We start from the raw sequence: 19,285 nt of genomic DNA, 5'->3' as shown, positions 1-19,285 counted from the left end.
TTTATGTTGTTATATAAATATGGTTTCTTGTTAAATAAGATGAAATATTTTTTAATAAAGATTTGAATTAAAGTGTAAAGGAGGAGATAGTTATTATAAACTACAAGTGGATATTGTGTCCTGTATGTGGAAATAAAACACGATTAAAGATAAGGGAAGATACTGAATTAAAAAAATTCCCCCTCTATTGTCCGAAATGCAGACAAGAAAATTTAATTGAAATAAAGCAGTTCAAAGTAACTGTGATTACAGAGCCAGACGCAAAGACGCAGAGCCGATAAAATGAGATTAATACAATCTCATTTTATCGGCTCTTTCCGTTATGTATGGATTCTTTTAATTAGTCTTCGATGTTTCTTGCTTCGTTGATACCGCTGGCTAAAGATTCCATTAAGGATAGTTCTTTGTCTGTAAAGCTATCCATGTATTTCTCTATCTGTAATCGTCGGGTGCTTTTTACCAAGTTATTAGCAGGTAGGGGTCCCGAGCGCCTACGAGGAATTTGTATCGATAAGAAATAGATTTAAAAATTTCGCTGTTATTTTGTACATTTAACTTGACGGTGACATCTCTCTATTGTGAGTTATTAGTGGTACAGTTTTCAACCGTTTTAATTATAAAAAAGTGGTGCATTTTTAAATTGGCACAAACAGGTAACGGTTATTGCAGGTGTATTTCTTATCTATGGGTTTAACATGGATTTTATCATTAAAATCATGAGTATTGTCCGAGAGTGATTGGTCTTGCGTATGGTTAACCCTAAAGTTATGGAAATAAGACTTAGAAGCAAACTTAAGAGTGTGTTGATTGTGCATTATCTTAAAATTTTGTATAATAGGAATTGAAGTTAAATTAGATGCTAAAAATTTGTAATTAAGAAGGAGGGATTCGTCATGTTGGTATTCCAAATGCGTAATGTAGATAAAACATCTACTGTTTTGAAACAGACTAAAAACAGTGATTACGCAGATAAATAAATACGTTAGATTAATTCCTACCAGTGACTAATCTTATGACTTTTTAAACAGATAACTAAAATTACAAACAAATCGTTTAACTTCTGTATTTATTTATAGATGTAATCACTTCAGGAGTGATTACATGAACAAAAATATAAAATATTCTCAAAACTTTTTAACGAGTGAAAAAGTACTCAACCAAATAATAAAACAATTGAATTTAAAAGAAACCGATACCGTTTACGAAATTGGAACAGGTAAAGGGCATTTAACGACGAAACTGGCTAAAATAAGTAAACAGGTAACGTCTATTGAATTAGACAGTCATCTATTCAACTTATCGTCAGAAAAATTAAAACTGAACATTCGTGTCACTTTAATTCACCAAGATATTCTACAGTTTCAATTCCCTAACAAACAGAGGTATAAAATTGTTGGGAATATTCCTTACCATTTAAGCACACAAATTATTAAAAAAGTGGTTTTTGAAAGCCATGCGTCTGACATCTATCTGATTGTTGAAGAAGGATTCTACAAGCGTACCTTGGATATTCACCGAACACTAGGGTTGCTCTTGCACACTCAAGTCTCGATTCAGCAATTGCTTAAGCTGCCAGCGGAATGCTTTCATCCTAAACCAAAAGTAAACAGTGTCTTAATAAAACTTACCCGCCATACCACAGATGTTCCAGATAAATATTGGAAGCTATATACGTACTTTGTTTCAAAATGGGTCAATCGAGAATATCGTCAACTGTTTACTAAAAATCAGTTTCATCAAGCAATGAAACACGCCAAAGTAAACAATTTAAGTACCGTTACTTATGAGCAAGTATTGTCTATTTTTAATAGTTATCTATTATTTAACGGGAGGAAATAATTCTATGAGTCGCTTTTGTAAATTTGGAAAGTTACACGTTACTAAAGGGAATGTAGATAAATTATTAGGTATACTACTGACAGCTTCCAAGGAGCTAAAGAGGTCCCTAGCGCCTACGGGGAATTTGTATCGATAAGGAATAGATTTAAAAATTTCGCTGTTATTTTGTACAATAAGGATAAATTTGAATGGTACCATAAACGACCGTTTATGGTACCTTTTCATTTTCCTGCTTTTTCTAAATGTTTTTTAAGTAAATCAAGTACCAAAATCCGTTCCTTTTTCATAGTTCCTATATAGTTATACTTAATGAGTTATGGTACATTTAAATTATAAAATTAAGGAGGTTTTTTTATGATTTTTGGCTATGCTCGAGTGAGTACGGATGATCAAAATCTTAGTTTACAAATTGATGCACTTACTCATTATGGAATTGATAAATTATTTCAAGAAAAAGTAACTGGTGCGAAAAAAGACCGACCGCAATTAGAAGAAATGATCAACCTACTACGTGAAGGAGATTCTGTTGTCATTTACAAGTTAGATCGAATTTCACGATCAACTAAACATTTGATTGAACTTTCTGAATTATTTGAAGAACTTAGTGTCAATTTTATATCTATTCAAGATAACGTAGATACTTCAACGTCTATGGGAAGATTCTTTTTCCGAGTTATGGCTAGTTTAGCAGAACTGGAACGGGATATTATTATTGAACGAACTAACTCTGGTCTTAAGGCAGCCAGAGTCCGAGGAAAAAAAGGGGGCCGTCCAAGTAAAGGTAAGCTATCAATTGATTTAGCTTTAAAAATGTATGACAGCAAAGAGTATTCTATTCGTCAAATTCTTGATGCCTCTAAATTAAGCAAAACAACCTTTTACCGTTACCTCAATAAAAGGAATGCTTAAGATATGGCTATGAAAAGAATTTTAACTACTTCACAGCGTGAACAACTTCTTTCTGTAGACCACTTATCAGAAGAGGATTTTAAAGCGTATTTTAGTTTTTCTGATTATGATCTGGAGGTTATTAATCAACACCGTGGAAAGGTCAATAAACTAGGATTTGCGATACAACTTTGTTTGGCCCGGTATCCTGGGTGTTCTTTAAGTAATTGGCCGATTAAATCAACCAGACTAACTTCTTATGTGAGTCGACAGCTCCATCTTGATGCAATTGATTTAAATTCATATGATCATAGAAATACACGTGCAAATCACTTCAACGAGATCTTAGAAGTATTCAACTATCATCGATTCGGTAGTGCTAATACACAAAAACAGTTAATAGAATATTTAATTGAACTAGCTTTAGAAAATGATGACTCTATCTATCTAATGAAAAAAACAATTGATTTCTTAACTCGAAAAAGAATTATTTTTCCATCTATAGCTACACTTGAAGACATTATAAGCCGCTGTCGAGATAAAGCAGAAAACAACTTATTTTCAATATTACTCTGTTCATTAACAGATATACAAATTGAAAAACTAGAGAGTTTGTTTCAAATTTATGAAGAGACGAAAATAACTAAACTCGCTTGGCTAAAAGACATTCCAGGTAAGGCAAATCCAGAAAGCTTTATGAGTATTTGTAAAAAAGTGGAAGTGATTGCTTCCATGGGACTCGGGACAATTAATGTCTCCCATATTAATCGGAACAGGTTTCTTCAGCTAGCTAGACTAGGGGAAAATTATGATGCATATGACTTCTCCCGTTTTGAGCTTGAAAAAAGATACTCTTTACTTATTGCTTTTTTAGTCAATCATCATCAATATCTGATCGATCAACTGATTGAGATTAATGACCGCATTTTAGCAAGTATTAAACGCAAAGGGACACGTGATTCACAAGAACAGTTAAAAGAAAAAGGAAAATTGGCTACTAAAAAATTGGAACATTATGCTTCTTTAATTGATGCTCTTCACTTTGCAAAAGATAATGATAGTAATCCTTTTGACGAAATTGAACGAATCATGCCTTGGGAAGATTTAGTACAAGATGGAGAAGAAGCTAAAAAAATTACAGGTAATAAAAATCATGGCTATTTAGAAATGGTTCGAAATAAAGCTAATTACCTCCGAAGATACACGCCAATGTTATTGAGGACCCTTTCGTTCAAAGCAACTCCGGCAGCAAATCCAGTCCTCATGGCCCTAACTCAACTAACTGATTTACACAATAGTGGTAAAAGAAAAATACCGGCAGATACTTCTACTGATTTTGTGAGTAAAAAATGGAAAAGCCTTGTTCGGCCAGAAGAGGGGAAAATAGATCGGTCTTACTATGAGTTAGTAGCTTTCACCGAGCTAAAGAACAATATTCGATCAGGAGATATTTCAGTTGAAGGAAGTATGATCCATCGAAATATTGATGATTACTTAGTTGATTTATCTGCTTGTATTGATTCAGAAACTATTCCAGACACGTTTGAGGACTATTTAAAGGATCGGGAAATAATTTTAGATTTACAGCTTCAATTTTATTCGACAGTTGATAAGAGAATTTCAAGAGCAAACCTTAAAAAGTTGGAAAAAGTTACACCTAGCGAAGCAGAAATATATAGAAAAAAACTTTATTCAATAATTCCTAAGATAAGGCTTAGTGATCTTTTAATTGAGGTGGACAGTTGGACCAACTTTTCACAAGAATTTAGTCATGATTCTACAGGGAAACCGCCGAGTGAACAAGAAAGAAAAATTATTTTTGCTGCTTTGCTGGGTTTAGGGATGAATATTGGTCTTGAAAAAATGGCCCAATCAACTCCTGGAATTTCTTATTCTCAGTTAGCCAATGCCAAACAATGGCGCTTTTATAAAGAAGCTCTGACTCGTGCTCAATCTGTTTTGGTTAATTATCAGTTAAAGCTTCCTGTTGCAGACTTTTGGGGTGAAGGAAAAACCACTGCTTCAGACGGAATGCGCGTCCCAGTGGGCGTCTCAGCTCTAAAATCCGATGTTAATCCACATTACAAAAGTATGGAAAAAGGAGCTACAATGATTCGATCAATAAATGATAGGCATACGACTCATCATATCGAGGTTGCTTCAACTAATACAAGGGAAGCTACTCATACCCTTGATGGCCTACTTTATCATGAAACAGATCTAGATATTGAGGAACATTTTACTGATACAAATGGGTATTCTGATCAGGTGTTTGGAATGACCGCATTACTAGGCTTTGATTTTGAACCTCGCATCAGAAATATAAAAAAATCACAATTATTTTCTATCAAATCACCTTCCTACTACCCTAACTTATCAGAAGATATAAGCGGAAAAATCAATGTAAAAATTATTGAAGAAAACTATGATGAAATTAAACGAATCGCCTATTCGATTCAAACAGGAAAAGTATCTAGTTCTTTACTATTAGGAAAGCTAGGCTCATACGCACGTAAGAATAGAGTAGCTCTTGCACTGAGAGAACTAGGTCGCATTGAAAAGAGCATTTTTATGATAGATTATATTACAGATAGTGAGCTACGGCGAAGGATCACTCATGGACTAAATAAGACAGAAGCGATTAATGCTTTAGCTAGAGAACTATTTTTTGGGCGACGCGGAAAATTTATGGAGCGCGATATTCGCCGACAACTTCAAAGTGCTAGTGCGCTTAATGTGTTAATAAATGCAATAAGTATATGGAACGCCGTCTACTTACAAGCAGCTTATAATTATCTCGTCAAAATAGATCCCGAAGTAACTAAGTATATGAAGCATGTATCTCCTATTAATTGGGAGCATATCACTTTTCTTGGAGAGTATAAATTTGACTTGTTATCTATTCCTAAACACTTAAGAGAATTGAATATAAAAAATAAATAGGCCTTGAAACATTGGTTTAGTGGGAATTTGTACCCCTTATCGATACAAATTCCCACTAAGCGCTCGGGACCCCAGGTAAGAAAAATTCATCAACGGAAACATGAAGTAACGATACAAGGTCATAAAGAACTTGTATGCTGGGGTGTTGCCCTTTATTTTCAATATTAGTTAAGTACCGTGGGTCAATTTCAATCAATGCTCCCACTTGTTCACGAGTTAAACCTCGTTTCAATCGAGCTTCTTTAATGGCTAAACCAAAGGCTCTAAAATCATATTTATCTTCTTTTTTACGCATAGTAGACCACCTCTATACATTTTATTGTTCCTACTGAATTAAAAACAGGTATAGAAAAACGTGTTATATGGTTTATAGGTTTATATTTAATAAAAAGCACTACTAAACGCCAATAAAAAAAACCGTTATATGGTAGTGCTATTTACGCTGTTAAAATATTGTATATTACTTCCAAATGGCGGTTTGTTGGAGGTCAACGTCGCCATGAAGTACATCATATACAATAAATTTCCTTACATTGGGTTCTTGTCAAAAAAAGTCGTCTATCTGCAATAGATAAGTACGTCCACCAATGTGGTTTTATAAATCATATAGATAGAATAACAGAAGCATGTAAACAGAGAAATAAATCTGTTTATATGCTTTTTTGGCTATTCAGAACTTTTTTACAAAGTTTATTTATCAGTAATGCAACAAATCCCCCTTTCACATTGGGACTAAGAGTGAAAGGAGATAAACGAGCAAGGCTCACTTCCTTTCCTAGACAGAAAGGGGGTGAGAAACATGAAACCATCTTCTTTTCAGACCACAATAGAAAATCAGTTTGACTATATCTGTAAACGTGCTATGGAAGACGAGCGAAAGAATTATATGCTTTATCTTTCAAGGATTGCAAAGCGTGAGGTGTCCTTTTCGGATGTTGGCGATTATCTTGTTAGCCAGTTTGCGACAACAGATAACTATTCAACTGACTTTCAGATTTTTACACTCAATGGGTTATCAGTAGGCGTTGAAAATGATTTGTTGAGTGAAGCATTACGTGAGTTGCCAGACAAGAAACGTGAAATTCTACTGCTGTTTTACTTTATGGACATGAGCGATTCAGAAATTGCAGACCTGTTGAAATTGAACCGTTCTACTGTCTATCGGCATAGAACCAGTGGACTAGCCTTAATTAAAAAGTTTATGGAGGAATTTGAAGAATGAAAACACAATATCCTATGATTCCCTTTCCTCTCATTGTAAAGGCAACAGATGGCGATACCGAAGCGATTAACCAGATTCTACATCATTACAGAGGGTACATAACGAAGCGTTCCCTACGACTTATGAAAGATGAATATGGCAATCAAAGTATGGTCGTTGATGAAGTCTTACGTGGAAGAATGGAAACCAGACTGATTACAAAGATTTTGTCATTTGAAATTAAGTAATATCCTCTCTCCTTTCGTGGAAGCGTGCTAAACCATTCCACGCTTCCCGAACAGGGAGGTTTGTTATTCCACCAAAGCATATTGAGCTTTCAATGTGTTTTGATAGGCTAACGAGCCATTGTTCTTTGAAAACTGAATAAAAGTAATCGAATACGTTTCGATAAGAAAAGAGCCAACGGAACTAACCGCCATGACCTATCTTATAAAGATAGCGAGCGATTCATGTTAGTGATCCGAGAAGCAATCTTTAGCAGGATTGCCTGCAACGACATTCTTATCGTGATAATGATACTCCCATACAGTCAATAGTCCGAGCGTGATAAAACCGTCGCAGGCAATGAGTATGGCTACATGAGAACCATGCAGGGGTGGAACTCCCGTGAGCTTTGCTAAAGCTGTTCGATTGCTGGTAAAACAACTTTTATGAAATCCAAATAAGTGATTTGGAAAGGAGGATTTTATGAAGCAGACTGACATTCCTATTTGGGAACGTTATACCCTAACCATTGAAGAAGCGTCAAAATATTTTCGTATTGGCGAAAACAAGCTACGACGCTTGGCAGAGGAAAATAAAAATGCAAATTGGCTGATTATGAATGGCAATCGTATTCAGATTAAACGAAAACAATTTGAAAAAATTATAGATACATTGGACGCAATCTAGCGTCGCCAAAGGGTCTTGTATATGATAAAATAGTATTAAGTCGTATCAAGGCTCTTTCCATAAAGGAAAGGAGCAAATGCCATGTCAGAAAAAAGACGTGACAATAAAGGTCGAATCTTAAAGACTGGAGAGAGCCAACGAAAAGACGGAAGATACTTATACAAATATATAGATTCATTTGGAGAACCGCAATTTGTTTACTCGTGGAAACTTGTGGCTACAGACCGAGTACCAGCAGGAAAGCGTGATTGTATCTCACTTAGAGAGAAAATCGCAGAGTTACAGAAAGACATTCATGATGGTATTGATGTTGTAGGAAAGAAAATGACACTCTGCCAGCTTTACGCAAAACAGAACGCTCAAAGACCAAAGGTTAGAAAAAACACTGAAACTGGACGCAAATATCTTATGGATATTTTGAAGAAAGACAAGTTAGGTGTAAGAAGTATTGACAGTATTAAGCCATCAGACGCTAAAGAATGGGCTATTAGAATGAGTGAAAATGGTTATGCTTATCAAACCATCAATAACTACAAACGTTCTTTAAAGGCTTCATTCTATATTGCTATACAAGATGATTGTGTTCGGAAGAATCCATTTGACTTTCAACTGAAAGCAGTTCTTGATGATGATACTGTCCCTAAGACCGTACTAACAGAAGAACAGGAAGAAAAACTGTTAGCCTTTGCAAAAGCTGATAAAACCTACAGCAAAAATTATGATGAAATTCTGATACTCTTAAAAACAGGTCTTCGTATTTCAGAGTTTGGTGGTTTGACACTTCCAGATTTAGATTTTGAGAATCGTCTTGTCAATATAGACCATCAGCTATTGAGAGATACTGAAATTGGGTACTACATTGAAACACCAAAGACCAAAAGTGGCGAACGTCAAGTTCCTATGGTTGAAGAAGCCTATCAAGCATTTAAGCGAGTGTTAGCGAATCGAAAGAATGATAAGCGTGTTGAGATTGATGGATATAGTGATTTCCTCTTTCTTAATAGAAAGAACTATCCAAAAGTGGCAAGTGATTACAACGGCATGATGAAAGGTCTTGTTAAGAAATACAATAAGTATAACGAGGATAAATTGCCACACATCACTCCACATAGTTTGCGACATACATTCTGTACCAACTATGCAAATGCAGGAATGAATCCAAAGGCATTACAGTACATTATGGGACATGCTAATATAGCCATGACGCTGAACTATTACGCACATGCAACATTCGATTCTGCAATGGCAGAAATGAAACGCTTGAATAAAGAGAAGCAACAGGAGCGTCTTGTTGCTTAGTAGTACAAATGAATTTACTACTTATTTACCACTTCTGACAGCTAAGACATGAGGAAATATGCAAAGAAACGTGAAGTATCTTCCTACAGTAAAAATACTCGAAAGCACATAGAATAAGGCTTTACGAGCATTTAAGAAAATATAAAAAGATAATTAGAAATTTATACTTTGTTTCAAAGAAAAAAGATAGTAAACGCTTTCACACTCCAACTAAATATTGTATAATAATTATATTCAATATTACGTCACTAACAGATGAAAAAAGGAGGTTTTAGCATGAAAAAAATCATCTTCATCAAAACCATTGAGCTCCTTGCCATCGATGGAATTATGCTGGCATTTTTGACATTTAAAGAGGGGCTCACTTGGGATTGGATTTTAATTTATAGTGGTTGGCTCATTTTCTTTCACCCTGTGCTATTGGCCTATCTTTCAAACCAGCTTTGTGACCACTTTAGTCACCTCTATTCCCAGATTAGACCAAAATTCTGGCATTTTGCCTTACAAATCCTTCTATGGGATAGCCTGATGATTCTCTCCTTGATATGTTTGAGTGGTGTGCCACTTCTCCTTCAGGGAACTCTCCTAATCCTAGGACATCTCATCTCTTCCTATCGCATAAGCCAAAGACTGAAAAGAGACTTCCCAAAAGCCTATCAAGAAACGATTTCATTTTGGAGTATTTTATGATAGATGAGAAAAACCAAGCCGACTGGGCTTGGTCTTTCTTATCTATTTTTAGTATCTAGGATAATGGTAACTGGTCCGTCATTGACCAGCTCAACTTGCATATCCGCTCCAAAGATACCTGTCTGAACGGGTACTTCTTGCGCTAATTTTTGATTGAAAGCGTCATAGAAGTCTGATGCCATATCAGGCTTGGCTGCACCTGTAAAGGCTGGACGATTGCCTTTCTTAGTATCCGCAAAGAGGGTAAACTGAGAAATAGAAAGGAGTTCTCCTTCAATATCTTTGACAGACAGGTTCATCTTGCCTTCTGCGTCTGAAAAAATCCGCATATTGACAAGCTTTCTCACAGCATAGTCCAAATCTTCCTCTTGGTCCTCTGGTCCAACACCAACCAGCAATAAGAGGCCTTGGTTGATTTTCCCCTGCACCTGACCTTCGATACTTACTTGGGCTTTTGTAACCCGTTGGATAATGATTTTCATAATAGCCTTTCTAGTAAGAGCTAGGGCAATTAACCGTTAGTCCGTTTGACAGAATAGACTTCTGGCACACTCTTAATCTTATCTACGACAGTAGTCAGTGTAGAGAGGTTGGCAATGCCGAAGGACACATGGATATTAGCAAATTTCATATCCTTGGTTGGTTGGGCGTTGACCGTTGAAATATTCTTGGTTGTGTTTGAAAGAACTTGCAGTACATCGTTCAATAATCCTGTACGGTTGAGGCCGTAAATATCGATATGGGCCATATACTCCTTATTTGAGCTAGAGTACTGGTCTTCCCATTCCACATCAAGGAGACGTTGCTCATAGTTTTCTTGGGCACGCAGGTTCATACAGTCCACACGGTGAATAGCCACACCACGCCCCTTGGTAATGTAGCCAACAATATCGTCACCCGGAACAGGATTACAACACTTGGCAATCCGCACTAGGAGACCAGAGGCTCCTTCAATGACCACACCACCCTCATGCTTGACCTTGAGGGTTTCTTTGTTTTCAACCTTGATCTCGCCACCTTTGACAAGTTCTTCTGCTTCCGCCTTAGCCTTGGCACGCTCTTCTTCACGGCGTTCCTTTTCAGTCAGACGGTTAAAGACGGTAATAGCACCGATTTCTCCAAAACCGATGGCCGCAAAGAGGGATTCTTCTGTCTTGTAGCTAGTCTTTTGTAGAACTTGGTCCATGTGGCGCTTGTCCATGAATTTATTGGCCACATAGCCATTTTCTTGGAACTGAGCCATCAGCATTTCACGACCCTTGTTGACAGACAATTCCTTATCTTGATTTTTAAAGAACTGACGAATCTTGTTACGAGCCTTGCTGGTCTTGACCATATTGAGCCAATCACGGCTCGGTCCAAAGGAGTTAGGGTTGGTGACAATTTCAACCTGATCCCCTGTCTTGAGCTTGGTTGTCAGTGGAACCATACGGCCATTGACCTTGGCACCCGTCGCTTTTTCACCGACTTTGGTATGAATTTCGTAGGCAAAGTCAATCGGTCCTGAATCTTTGGGAAGAGAACGGACAGCTCCATCTGGTGTAAAGACGTAAATCTCCTCAGCCAGATAGTTTTCCTTAACAGAGTCCACAAATTCCTTGGCATCATCAGCTTGATCTTGAAGCTCCATCATCTCCTTGATCCAGTTCATCCCAATAGCCGATTCCTTGCTGTTAACCTGCCCCTTAACGCCTTTCTTATAAGCCCAGTGAGCCGCAACCCCGTACTCAGCAACCTCGTGCATGGCTTTAGTTCGAATCTGGAACTCAATGGGCCCTTTTGGCCCATAAACTGTCGTATGGATAGACTGGTAACCATTGGCCTTGCGGTTAGCAATATAGTCTTTGAAACGACCAGGCATGGGTTTCCAAAGCTCATGCACATAACCAAGCATGGCATAAACATCACTTTGGGTATCCAAAATACAACGAATGGCAATCAGGTCATAGATTTCCTCAAACCGTTTTCTCTTATCCTGCATTTTGCGGAAAATCGAGTAAATATGCTTGGGACGACCATAGATTTTCCCTTTTAGGTGACGATCTGTCGTATATTCCTCTAATTTTGTGACCACCTCATCCACCAAGGCTTCACGCTCCCTGCGCTTTTCCTTCATCATATGGGTAATCTTGTAAAACTCCGTTGGATTGAGATAACGGAAAGATAGGTCTTCCAACTCCCATTTGACACTGGAAATTCCCAAACGATGGGCAAGTGGAGCATAGATTTCCATGGTTTCTTTGGAAATGCGCTCCTGCTTGTCTTTTCGAAGATGTTTCAGGGTCCGCATATTGTGCAAGCGGTCAGACAGTTTGACCAAGATAACACGGATGTCCTCAGACATGGCCATGAGCATCTTACGATGATTTTCCGCTAATTGCTCCTCGATAGATTTGTACTCGACCTTACCAAGCTTGGTAACCCCATCGACGATTACCCGCACATCAGGACCAAACTCTCTTTCCAAATCGTCCAAGGTCGCATCAGTATCTTCTACCACATCATGCAAGAAACCACAAGCTACTGTTACAGCATCTAGTTTGAGTTTGGCTAAAATACCTGCCACTTGGATAGGATGAATGATATAAGGCTCACCTGATTTGCGATATTGACCACTATGGCATTCCACCGCATAGACCAAGGCCTTATGGACAAAATGGACATCCTCTTCTGTTAAATATTCTTTGGTTAAGGCGACAACTTCTTCGCCTGTTAAATTCACTTCTTTTGGCATCTCTACTCTCCAATTCTTCCTACCATTTTATCACTTTTTTAAGAATAGGAAAACTAGATTGGAACAGAATAGGAAAAAAATATTTCAGAATTGCTTGACAATTCTGAAATATTTTTTTATAATACATTGTACAGTTAGATTTTCTATTTAGGTGATAGAAGGAGAGATAGAAGAACGGAAACCATATTGTAACCTAAATATAATTTAACTCCCTATCCTTATCACCTTTTCATTCAAGTCAATATAGTTGAATGACGTCGTTTTACAAAGGAGTATTCTATGAAAAAAACTGTACTAACACTATTAGGAGCTACTGCTCTATCTATTACCGTTCCAATCACTGCTGCTGAAACTAGTACAACAAATAACTTTGAAGGTCCTCGTTATGAGCGTATATATTCTCATCGTTATAGTAAAACAGTAACAAAATACTATAACGATGATGGTTACATCCCACCAACTATCTACTATTCAGAATATAATGATAGTTTCCATTCAACCTTCAAAGGAACACTTGAAATAGACAGTGTACGAAGATCAAACGGTGGGACTCGTGTCACATACACTGGTACCTTGACTGGATTTTGGAATTAAAATCCTCAAGATGCTTTCTTTTATCCTTTAGTTTATAAGGAGAACACCTATGAAAAAAACTGCTATTTCTATCTTTGCTCTCCTAGTGTTAGGAGTTAGCTGCCTGTTTCTATTCAGCCAGCAAAGCTATAAAAAAACAGTCGTTCAATACTATGCTAACGACCAGAACCTACCCAATAGGATAACTTATAGTGAATATAGCGATAAACGAGAAGCCAACTACGGTGGCACTCTAAATATCACATCTATCAAACAAGCTAATGACGGAGTTTATGCAACCTATGAAGGGCAATTGACACCTCTCCAATAGTGATAAATTGATAACCAGCCTGTCTTCCTCTAGTCATGCTGGTTTTTAAGTTCATTCTAAATCCTTACCTATTCTCCCTAACTGTGCTATACTTAATTTAGTACATTCTTTGAGATTGGAGCCAATATGAAAATCCATAAAACCGTGAATCCTGTTGCCTATGAAAACACCTATTACCTGGAGGGTGAAAAACACCTCATCGTCGTCGATCCTGGCAGCCATTGGGAAGCTATTCGTCAGACAATAAAGAACATCAATAAACCTATATGCGCTATTCTCCAGACCCATGCCCATTATGACCATATCATGAGTCTGGACTTGGTTCGCGAGACTTTTGGCAATCCTCCTGTCTATATCGCAGAGAGCGAAGCCAGCTGGCTCTACACTCCTGTCGACAATCTCTCTGGACTTCCCCGCCACGATGATATGGCAGATGTGGTCACAAAACCTGCAGAACACACTTTTATCTTTCACGAAGAATACCAACTAGAGGAATTTCGTTTCACTGTCTTGCCAACACCAGGTCACTCTATCGGTGGTGTTTCCCTAGTCTTTCCTGATGCTCACCTAGTCTTGACAGGTGATGCCCTGTTCCGTGAAACAATCGGACGGACGGATCTTCCGACTGGTAGCATGGAGCAACTCCTTCATAGTATCCAGACCCAACTTTTCACCCTACCAAACTACGACGTCTATCCAGGACACGGTCCAGCTACGACCATCGCCCATGAAAAGACCTTCAATCCTTTTTTCTAGCAAGATGATGATAATGTATATCGCAATTTAAGTAAACTATCCAGCAAATCTTTCCATTATAAAAGGCATCCTATCAAGGTTTTCACACCTGATTGGATGCCTTTTTTTCTGATGACTAGATTTTTTACATTACCAAATAATCACGCGCTCTTCTGGTGAACGCCACATACCGTCGCCTTCTTTGACATCATAGGTTGTAAAGAAATCATCGAAGTTTGGTACTTGCACATTGACACGGAGTTTGGCTGGTGCGTGTACATCAACGCTGGCCAAAAGTTTCATAAATTCTGGACGACCTTTCATGCGCCAGATGCGACCGAAGTTGTAGAAGAATTCTTCTGCTGAGAAGTCTGGTTCTCTTTTAGCTGCTTCAAGCGCTGCAGCGATTCCTCCCAAGTCAGCCACGTTTTCTGACACAGTCAATTTACCGTTGATAGTTGCACCATAAGAATTCTGTCCATCAAATTGGTCAATGACTTTTTGTGTTTTCTCCTTGAAGGCAGCATAGTCACTCTCAGTCCACCAATCTTTGAGACTACCATTTTCATCAAAGGAAGCTCCGTTGGTATCAAAGGCGTGAGAAATTTCATGGGCAATAACCGCCCCGATACCCCCGTAGTTAGCAGAAGATGACTGATGCAAATCATAGAAAGGTGCCTGTAAAATAGCTGCTGGAAAGACAATCAGATTCTTCTGTGGATTGTAGTAGGCATTGACCATATGAGCAGGCATGCCCCACTCCTTATAGTCTACAGGCTGATTCCATTTGCTCCAACTGTGCTTAATTTCCACACGCGCAAAGGCTAGAGCATTGTCAAAAAGACTAGCAGTCTCATCCACTACCTTGTCTTTGTAGCGTGCTGGCAATTCTTCTGGGTAACCGATATAAGGCTTGATGACATTGAGTTTGACGATGGCCTTGTCACGAGTTTCAGGAGTCAGCCAGTCATTTTTAGCCAAGCGTTCCTTATAGACATCAATCATAGTTGCTACTTTTTTCTCTACGTCTGCCTTAGCTTCTGGAGAGAATTTTTCATGGGCATACCAAAGACCCAAGGCTTGTTTGAAAGGACCTTGTGCTAGTTGATAAGCTGCCTTGACCTTGTCTTTAGCTTCTGGAACTCCTGAAAGCGCACGGCTATAGGCACCTGACAAGACACGGATTTCTTCTGTTAAATAGCTGGTTGAAAGATTAACAACACTCAAAATCAAGGTTGCTTTAAGGAGAGGCCAGGCCTCTTCACTGTAGAATTGGTCTGCTGCTTGCCAGAAACGTTCCTCGTCTACAATAACCTTGTCTGGTATTTGTCCAAGAACGGCTTGGAAGAAGTCATCCAGAGGTAAGGCAGGCGCGAATTTCTTGAAATCTTCATAAGCATATGGATGGTAGAGTTTGGCATATTCTGAACTTTCTTCATTAGAGAGCACCACTGCTGCAACTCGGCTGTCCAATTCAAGTCTTTTCTCTAGCAAGTCTTCAATTTCTTCATCAGAGAAATCATAAGCCTTGAGGAGATTTGCGCTGCTTTCTTTCCAAAGAGTCAAGAGCTCTTCGCGCTGAGGATGTTCTTCTGCATAGTAGGTCGTATCTGGCAAGATTGTGCTTGGAGCGCTAGCCCATAGAACATTGATTCTAGCATCCATAAAGTCTGGCGATACACCAAAAGGAAGGAAGTTTGGTTTTCCTGCAAGCTCAAACTCTGCTAGTTTAGCTGTAAAATCCGCAAAAGTCTCCAATTCTTGGAATTCTTTAAGGAGTGGTAAGACAGGTGTGATACCGTCAGCTTCTCTCTTGTCAAAATCACGAACTAGGCGGTGGTATTTGACAAAGTTTTCCAAGATAGCATCCTCAGGCACTTCTTCACCTGCTAACCACTTGTCTGTTGTCGCCAGCATCAGGTCTTCAATTTCCTGGTCTAAATCAACAAAACCTCCTGTTTGAGACTTATCTGCTGGGATTTCAGCTGTCTGTTGCCATTCTCCATTGATAGCATCATAAAAATCATCTTGATAACGTGTCATCTTGTTCTCGCTTTCATTTGTATTTGCATTTATCTTAACAAAAATCACTAGGGAATGCAATTAATAACCATTTAACTATTATTTTTTAGCTATTATAAAAAATCTTTCCATGATAAAACGCATAATTCCAAGTTGTTTACACTTGATACTATGCGTTTTATAATTTAGAAATTTATCCTGAGAGTTATCTTTAGAATCTATTTTTCAGTTATTATTTTAATTTTTTCAAAAATTAACTTGACTTAATTTTTTTTTTAATGTATATTAAGAGACAGGAGGAATACAAGTTTATGATACGTATCGAAAACCTCAGTGTCTCCTACAAAGAAACGTTGGCACTTAAGGATATTTCACTAGTGCTCCATGGACCAACAATTACCGGCATCATTGGTCCAAACGGCGCTGGGAAATCAACACTATTAAAAGGTATGCTGGGAATTATCCCACATCAAGGTCAGGCATTTCTCGATGACAAGGAAGTTAAAAAATCCTTACACCGAATTGCCTATGTCGAACAAAAAATCAATATCGACTACAACTTTCCCATCAAGGTCAAGGAATGCGTCTCGTTAGGACTCTTTCCCTCTATCCCTCTCTTTCGAAGTTTAAAGGCTAAACATTGGAAGAAAGTGCAAGAGGCCCTTGAAATCGTCGGCCTAGCTGACTACGCTGAACGGCAAATCAGTCAACTATCTGGAGGTCAATTCCAGCGGGTCTTGATTGCCAGATGTTTGGTGCAGGAAGCCGACTGTATCCTCTTGGATGAACCCTTTGTTGGGATTGATTCTGTCAGTGAGGAAATCATCATGAATACGCTGAGAGATTTGAAAAAAGCTGGAAAGACGGTTCTCATCGTCCACCACGACCTCAGCAAGGTTCCCCACTACTTCGATCAAGTCTTGCTTGTCAATCGAGAAGTGATTGCCTTTGGTCCAACCAAAGAAACCTTTACCGAAACCAATCTCAAAGAAGCTTACGGTAATCAACTCTTTTTCAATGGAGGTGACCTATGATTGCAGAATTTATCGATGGATTGCAAAAATTCCATTTCCTACAAAATGCCTTGATAACAGCTATTGTCGTCGGGGTCGTAGCTGGAGCTGTAGGATGTTTCATCATTCTACGCGGGATGTCACTCATGGGAGATGCCATTTCACATGCTGTCTTACCAGGTGTAGCCCTCTCCTTCATCTTGGGCCTTGACTTCTTTATCGGAGCCATTGTCTTTGGACTGCTAGCTGCCATCATCATTACCTACATCAAGGGAAACTCGATTATCAAAAGCGATACCGCCATCGGCATTACCTTTTCTTCTTTCTTAGCCCTCGGTATCATCTTGATTAGTGTCGCTAAAAGTTCAACTGACCTTTTCCATATCCTTTTTGGTAATATCCTAGCCGTCCAAGATACGGATATGTTTATTACTATGGGTGTTGGGGCAGTCATTCTCTTGTTAATCTGGATTTTCTTCAAGCAACTCTTGATAACTTCCTTTGATGAACTCTTGGCTAAAGCCATGGGAATGCCTGTCAATTTCTATCACTACCTTCTCATGGTACTCTTGACTCTCGTGTCTGTGACAGCCATGCAAAGTGTCGGAACTATCCTGATTGTAGCCATGCTGATTACCCCAGCTGCAACTGCTTATCTGTATGCTAATAGCCTGAAAAGCATGATTTTCCTTTCCTCAACCTTTGGAGCTACTGCTTCAGTTTTGGGGCTCTTTATCGGCTATAGCTTTAACGTTGCGGCAGGTTCTAGTATCGTGCTTACAGCCGCTAGTTTCTTTCTCATTAGCTTCTTTATCGCTCCAAAACAACGATATTTGAAACTAAAAAATAAACATTTGTTAAAATAAGGGGCAAAGCCCTAATAAATTGGAGGATCTAATGAAAAAATTAGGTACATTACTCGTTCTCTTTCTTTCCGTTATTGCTCTTGTAGCATGTGCTAGCGGAAAAAAAGATGCAGCTTCTGGTCAAAAACTAAAAGTTGTTGCTACAAACTCAATCATCGCTGATATTACTAAAAATATTGCTGGTGACAAGATTGATCTTCACAGTATCGTTCCGATTGGACAAGACCCACACGAATACGAACCACTTCCTGAAGATGTTAAGAAAACTTCTGAGGCAGACCTCATTTTCTATAACGGTATCAACCTTGAAACAGGTGGTAATGCTTGGTTCACCAAATTGGTAGAAAATGCTAAGAAAACTGAAAACAAAGACTACTTTGCAGTCAGTGAAGGTGTTGAAGTTATCTACCTTGAAGGAAAAAATGAAAAAGGTAAAGAAGACCCACACGCTTGGCTTAACCTTGAAAATGGAATTATCTTTGCTAAAAATATCGCCAAACAATTGAGCGCTAAAGATCCTAACAACAAGGAATTCTATGAAAAAAATCTCAAAGAATATACTGATAAGTTAGACAAACTTGATAAAGAAAGTAAGGATAAATTTAATAATATCCCTGCTGAAAAGAAACTCATTGTAACCAGCGAAGGAGCATTCAAATACTTCTCTAAAGCCTATGGTGTCCCAAGTGCTTACATCTGGGAAATCAACACTGAAGAAGAAGGAACACCTGAACAAATCAAGACCTTGGTTGAAAAACTTCGCCAAACAAAAGTTCCATCACTCTTTGTAGAATCAAGTGTGGATGACCGTCCAATGAAAACTGTTTCTCAAGACACAAACATCCCAATCTACGCACAAATCTTTACTGACTCTATCGCAGAACAAGGTAAAGAAGGCGACAGCTACTACAGCATGATGAAATACAACCTTGACAAGATTGCTGAAGGATTGGCTAAATAATCTAGATATTAGTTTATCTATTACTAGGTTCTTGTCTCTCTTTACATTACTTCTAATATTAGCTTTGTTAGTTCTATCTCTAGCTACAAAACAGCGTTTATAAGAATAAAGATTTCTTAAATCAGTACGAACGAAGTGAGTTTTTACCAGATATTTCTCACTGTAGTGGTATCCTAGATAAGAACTTTGATCTTATCTAGGACGGAATTTTTGAGACCTAGGGCTCAAAAATTAGGGATGAAATTCCGAAGGAAGTTGCTCCCGTCCGCACTACCTTC

General features: G+C 38.2%; 20 protein-coding genes and 3 pseudogenes. 17 read left to right on the top strand and 6 right to left on the bottom strand.

Annotation, left to right across the window (positions count from 1 at the left end; all coding sequences use genetic code 11):
• The first annotated feature begins 113 nt into the window (after positions 1-113).
• Entirely contained in the window at positions 114-281 is a 168-nt protein-coding gene (locus tag SP4011_RS03325) for a cysteine-rich KTR domain-containing protein (RefSeq protein ID WP_000336323.1), read from the top strand.
• Positions 282-340: 59 nt separating this feature from the next.
• Here the strand turns inward: SP4011_RS03325 and SP4011_RS03320 are convergent.
• Positions 341-478: pseudogene (locus tag SP4011_RS03320) on the bottom strand (XRE family transcriptional regulator); the annotation flags it as partial.
• 283 nt (positions 479-761) lie between these two features.
• Here SP4011_RS03320 and SP4011_RS03315 point away from each other — a divergent pair.
• From SP4011_RS03315 to SP4011_RS03295, 5 genes and pseudogenes are all read left to right on the top strand, one after another.
• Positions 762-845 (top strand): annotated as a pseudogene (locus SP4011_RS03315) (MLS leader peptide); the annotation flags it as partial.
• Positions 846-893: 48 nt separating this feature from the next.
• The gene (locus SP4011_RS03310; protein ID WP_001814874.1) at positions 894-977 is read left to right on the top strand and encodes a 23S rRNA methyltransferase attenuation leader peptide; all 84 of its coding nucleotides are present in this window, start codon (positions 894-896) and stop codon (positions 975-977) included.
• 124 nt (positions 978-1,101) lie between these two features.
• Positions 1,102-1,839, top strand: a complete 738-nt coding sequence (gene erm(B) / locus SP4011_RS03305; RefSeq protein ID WP_001038790.1) for a 23S rRNA (adenine(2058)-N(6))-methyltransferase Erm(B) — start codon at positions 1,102-1,104, stop codon at positions 1,837-1,839.
• Between the two features lie 354 nt (positions 1,840-2,193).
• The gene (locus SP4011_RS03300; RefSeq protein ID WP_000576156.1) at positions 2,194-2,748 is read left to right on the top strand and encodes a recombinase family protein; all 555 of its coding nucleotides are present in this window, start codon (positions 2,194-2,196) and stop codon (positions 2,746-2,748) included.
• A gap of 3 nt (positions 2,749-2,751) precedes the next feature.
• Positions 2,752-5,670 (top strand): Tn3 family transposase, encoded by a 2,919-nt coding sequence (locus SP4011_RS03295; RefSeq protein ID WP_001240982.1) that lies wholly within the window; start codon positions 2,752-2,754, stop codon positions 5,668-5,670.
• Positions 5,671-5,743: 73 nt separating this feature from the next.
• On the opposite strand, the pseudogene SP4011_RS03290 reads toward SP4011_RS03295, so the two are convergent.
• Positions 5,744-5,965, bottom strand: a pseudogene (locus tag SP4011_RS03290) (helix-turn-helix domain-containing protein); the annotation flags it as partial.
• A 504-nt stretch (positions 5,966-6,469) separates the two neighbouring features.
• Here SP4011_RS03290 and SP4011_RS03285 point away from each other — a divergent pair.
• Together SP4011_RS03285 and SP4011_RS03280 are read left to right on the top strand one after the other, a co-directional pair.
• Positions 6,470-6,892, top strand: coding sequence for a sigma-70 family RNA polymerase sigma factor (locus tag SP4011_RS03285; RefSeq protein WP_000804885.1), 423 nt, complete (start codon positions 6,470-6,472; stop codon positions 6,890-6,892).
• Positions 6,889-7,119, top strand: a complete 231-nt coding sequence (locus SP4011_RS03280; protein ID WP_000857133.1) for a helix-turn-helix domain-containing protein — start codon at positions 6,889-6,891, stop codon at positions 7,117-7,119. The genes SP4011_RS03285 and SP4011_RS03280 overlap by 4 nt, the downstream gene beginning before the upstream one ends.
• A 225-nt stretch (positions 7,120-7,344) precedes the next feature.
• On the opposite strand, the gene SP4011_RS03275 is transcribed toward SP4011_RS03280, so the two are convergent.
• A complete protein-coding gene (locus SP4011_RS03275; RefSeq protein WP_001845478.1) occupies positions 7,345-7,596 on the bottom strand; it encodes a hypothetical protein in 252 nt (83 codons plus the stop codon).
• Between SP4011_RS03275 and SP4011_RS03270 the strand changes: the two genes are divergently transcribed.
• The 3 genes from SP4011_RS03270 (at position 7,580) to SP4011_RS03260 (ending at position 9,772) form a co-directional block, all read left to right on the top strand.
• The gene (locus tag SP4011_RS03270) at positions 7,580-7,783 is read left to right on the top strand and encodes an excisionase (protein WP_000814511.1); all 204 of its coding nucleotides are present in this window, start codon (positions 7,580-7,582) and stop codon (positions 7,781-7,783) included. The genes SP4011_RS03275 and SP4011_RS03270 overlap by 17 nt on opposite strands.
• Before the next feature lie 81 nt (positions 7,784-7,864).
• The gene (locus SP4011_RS03265) at positions 7,865-9,082 is read left to right on the top strand and encodes a tyrosine-type recombinase/integrase (protein WP_001291561.1); all 1,218 of its coding nucleotides are present in this window, start codon (positions 7,865-7,867) and stop codon (positions 9,080-9,082) included.
• A gap of 276 nt (positions 9,083-9,358) precedes the next feature.
• Complete coding sequence (locus SP4011_RS03260) at positions 9,359-9,772, top strand: hypothetical protein (RefSeq protein WP_078465556.1); 414 nt, start codon at positions 9,359-9,361, stop codon at positions 9,770-9,772.
• 38 nt (positions 9,773-9,810) lie between these two features.
• On the opposite strand, the gene dtd is transcribed toward SP4011_RS03260, so the two are convergent.
• Positions 9,811-10,254, bottom strand: a complete 444-nt coding sequence (dtd, locus tag SP4011_RS03255) for a D-aminoacyl-tRNA deacylase (protein WP_016397432.1) — start codon at positions 10,252-10,254, stop codon at positions 9,811-9,813.
• 29 nt (positions 10,255-10,283) lie between these two features.
• Positions 10,284-12,506: a RelA/SpoT family protein gene (locus tag SP4011_RS03250; RefSeq protein WP_016397433.1), complete on the bottom strand. Its 2,223-nt coding sequence runs from the start codon at positions 12,504-12,506 to the stop codon at positions 10,284-10,286.
• A gap of 279 nt (positions 12,507-12,785) precedes the next feature.
• Between SP4011_RS03250 and SP4011_RS03245 the strand changes: the two genes are divergently transcribed.
• The 3 genes from SP4011_RS03245 (at position 12,786) to SP4011_RS03235 (ending at position 14,166) form a co-directional block, all read left to right on the top strand.
• Positions 12,786-13,100 carry a hypothetical protein gene (locus tag SP4011_RS03245; protein WP_016397434.1) on the top strand — a complete coding sequence of 105 codons (315 nt, stop codon included), beginning with the start codon at positions 12,786-12,788 and terminating at the stop codon, positions 13,098-13,100.
• Between the two features lie 85 nt (positions 13,101-13,185).
• Entirely contained in the window at positions 13,186-13,410 is a 225-nt protein-coding gene (locus tag SP4011_RS03240) for a hypothetical protein (RefSeq protein WP_308410031.1), read from the top strand.
• Between the two features lie 126 nt (positions 13,411-13,536).
• Positions 13,537-14,166 (top strand): MBL fold metallo-hydrolase, encoded by a 630-nt coding sequence (locus SP4011_RS03235; RefSeq protein WP_338619835.1) that lies wholly within the window; start codon positions 13,537-13,539, stop codon positions 14,164-14,166.
• Between the two features lie 129 nt (positions 14,167-14,295).
• Here SP4011_RS03235 and pepO read toward each other — a convergent pair whose 3' ends face one another.
• Positions 14,296-16,188 (bottom strand): endopeptidase PepO, encoded by a 1,893-nt coding sequence (gene pepO / locus SP4011_RS03230; RefSeq protein WP_338619834.1) that lies wholly within the window; start codon positions 16,186-16,188, stop codon positions 14,296-14,298.
• A gap of 290 nt (positions 16,189-16,478) precedes the next feature.
• On the opposite strand from pepO, the gene SP4011_RS03225 reads away from it, so the two are divergent.
• From SP4011_RS03225 to psaA, 3 genes are read left to right on the top strand one after another with little or no spacing between them, the layout of a single operon-like run.
• Entirely contained in the window at positions 16,479-17,201 is a 723-nt protein-coding gene (locus SP4011_RS03225; protein ID WP_338619832.1) for a metal ABC transporter ATP-binding protein, read from the top strand.
• Positions 17,198-18,046: a metal ABC transporter permease gene (locus SP4011_RS03220; RefSeq protein WP_000559787.1), complete on the top strand. Its 849-nt coding sequence runs from the start codon at positions 17,198-17,200 to the stop codon at positions 18,044-18,046. Before SP4011_RS03225 ends, SP4011_RS03220 begins: the two co-directional genes overlap by 4 nt.
• 31 nt (positions 18,047-18,077) lie before the next feature.
• Positions 18,078-19,007 carry a metal ABC transporter substrate-binding lipoprotein/adhesin PsaA gene (gene psaA / locus SP4011_RS03215; protein ID WP_023933209.1) on the top strand — a complete coding sequence of 310 codons (930 nt, stop codon included), beginning with the start codon at positions 18,078-18,080 and terminating at the stop codon, positions 19,005-19,007.
• The last annotated feature ends 278 nt before the right edge of the window (positions 19,008-19,285 follow it).

The organism is Streptococcus parapneumoniae, from assembly GCF_037076355.1.
GTDB classification, from domain to species: Bacteria; Bacillota; Bacilli; order Lactobacillales; family Streptococcaceae; genus Streptococcus; species Streptococcus parapneumoniae.
Note: the sequence above shows the minus strand (reverse complement) of the source record. Positions and strands in the feature narration are given on the sequence as shown.

Bases quoted from the DNA above. Each gene is read 5' to 3' on its own strand.
- SP4011_RS03310 (WP_001814874.1), top strand. From the start codon at position 894: ATGTTGGTATTCCAAATGCGTAATGTAGATAAAACATCTACTGTTTTG.
- SP4011_RS03300 (WP_000576156.1), top strand. From the start codon at position 2,194: ATGATTTTTGGCTATGCTCGAGTGAGTACGGATGATCAAAATCTTAGT.
- SP4011_RS03295 (WP_001240982.1), top strand. From the start codon at position 2,752: ATGGCTATGAAAAGAATTTTAACTACTTCACAGCGTGAACAACTTCTT.
- SP4011_RS03285 (WP_000804885.1), top strand. From the start codon at position 6,470: ATGAAACCATCTTCTTTTCAGACCACAATAGAAAATCAGTTTGACTAT.
- SP4011_RS03280 (WP_000857133.1), top strand. From the start codon at position 6,889: ATGAAAACACAATATCCTATGATTCCCTTTCCTCTCATTGTAAAGGCA.
- SP4011_RS03270 (WP_000814511.1), top strand. From the start codon at position 7,580: ATGAAGCAGACTGACATTCCTATTTGGGAACGTTATACCCTAACCATT.
- SP4011_RS03275 (WP_001845478.1), bottom strand. From the start codon at position 7,596: ATGTCAGTCTGCTTCATAAAATCCTCCTTTCCAAATCACTTATTTGGA.
- SP4011_RS03265 (WP_001291561.1), top strand. From the start codon at position 7,865: ATGTCAGAAAAAAGACGTGACAATAAAGGTCGAATCTTAAAGACTGGA.
- SP4011_RS03260 (WP_078465556.1), top strand. From the start codon at position 9,359: ATGAAAAAAATCATCTTCATCAAAACCATTGAGCTCCTTGCCATCGAT.
- dtd (WP_016397432.1), bottom strand. From the start codon at position 10,254: ATGAAAATCATTATCCAACGGGTTACAAAAGCCCAAGTAAGTATCGAA.
- SP4011_RS03250 (WP_016397433.1), bottom strand. From the start codon at position 12,506: ATGCCAAAAGAAGTGAATTTAACAGGCGAAGAAGTTGTCGCCTTAACC.
- SP4011_RS03245 (WP_016397434.1), top strand. From the start codon at position 12,786: ATGAAAAAAACTGTACTAACACTATTAGGAGCTACTGCTCTATCTATT.
- SP4011_RS03235 (WP_338619835.1), top strand. From the start codon at position 13,537: ATGAAAATCCATAAAACCGTGAATCCTGTTGCCTATGAAAACACCTAT.
- pepO (WP_338619834.1), bottom strand. From the start codon at position 16,188: ATGACACGTTATCAAGATGATTTTTATGATGCTATCAATGGAGAATGG.
- SP4011_RS03225 (WP_338619832.1), top strand. From the start codon at position 16,479: ATGATACGTATCGAAAACCTCAGTGTCTCCTACAAAGAAACGTTGGCA.
- SP4011_RS03220 (WP_000559787.1), top strand. From the start codon at position 17,198: ATGATTGCAGAATTTATCGATGGATTGCAAAAATTCCATTTCCTACAA.
- psaA (WP_023933209.1), top strand. From the start codon at position 18,078: ATGAAAAAATTAGGTACATTACTCGTTCTCTTTCTTTCCGTTATTGCT.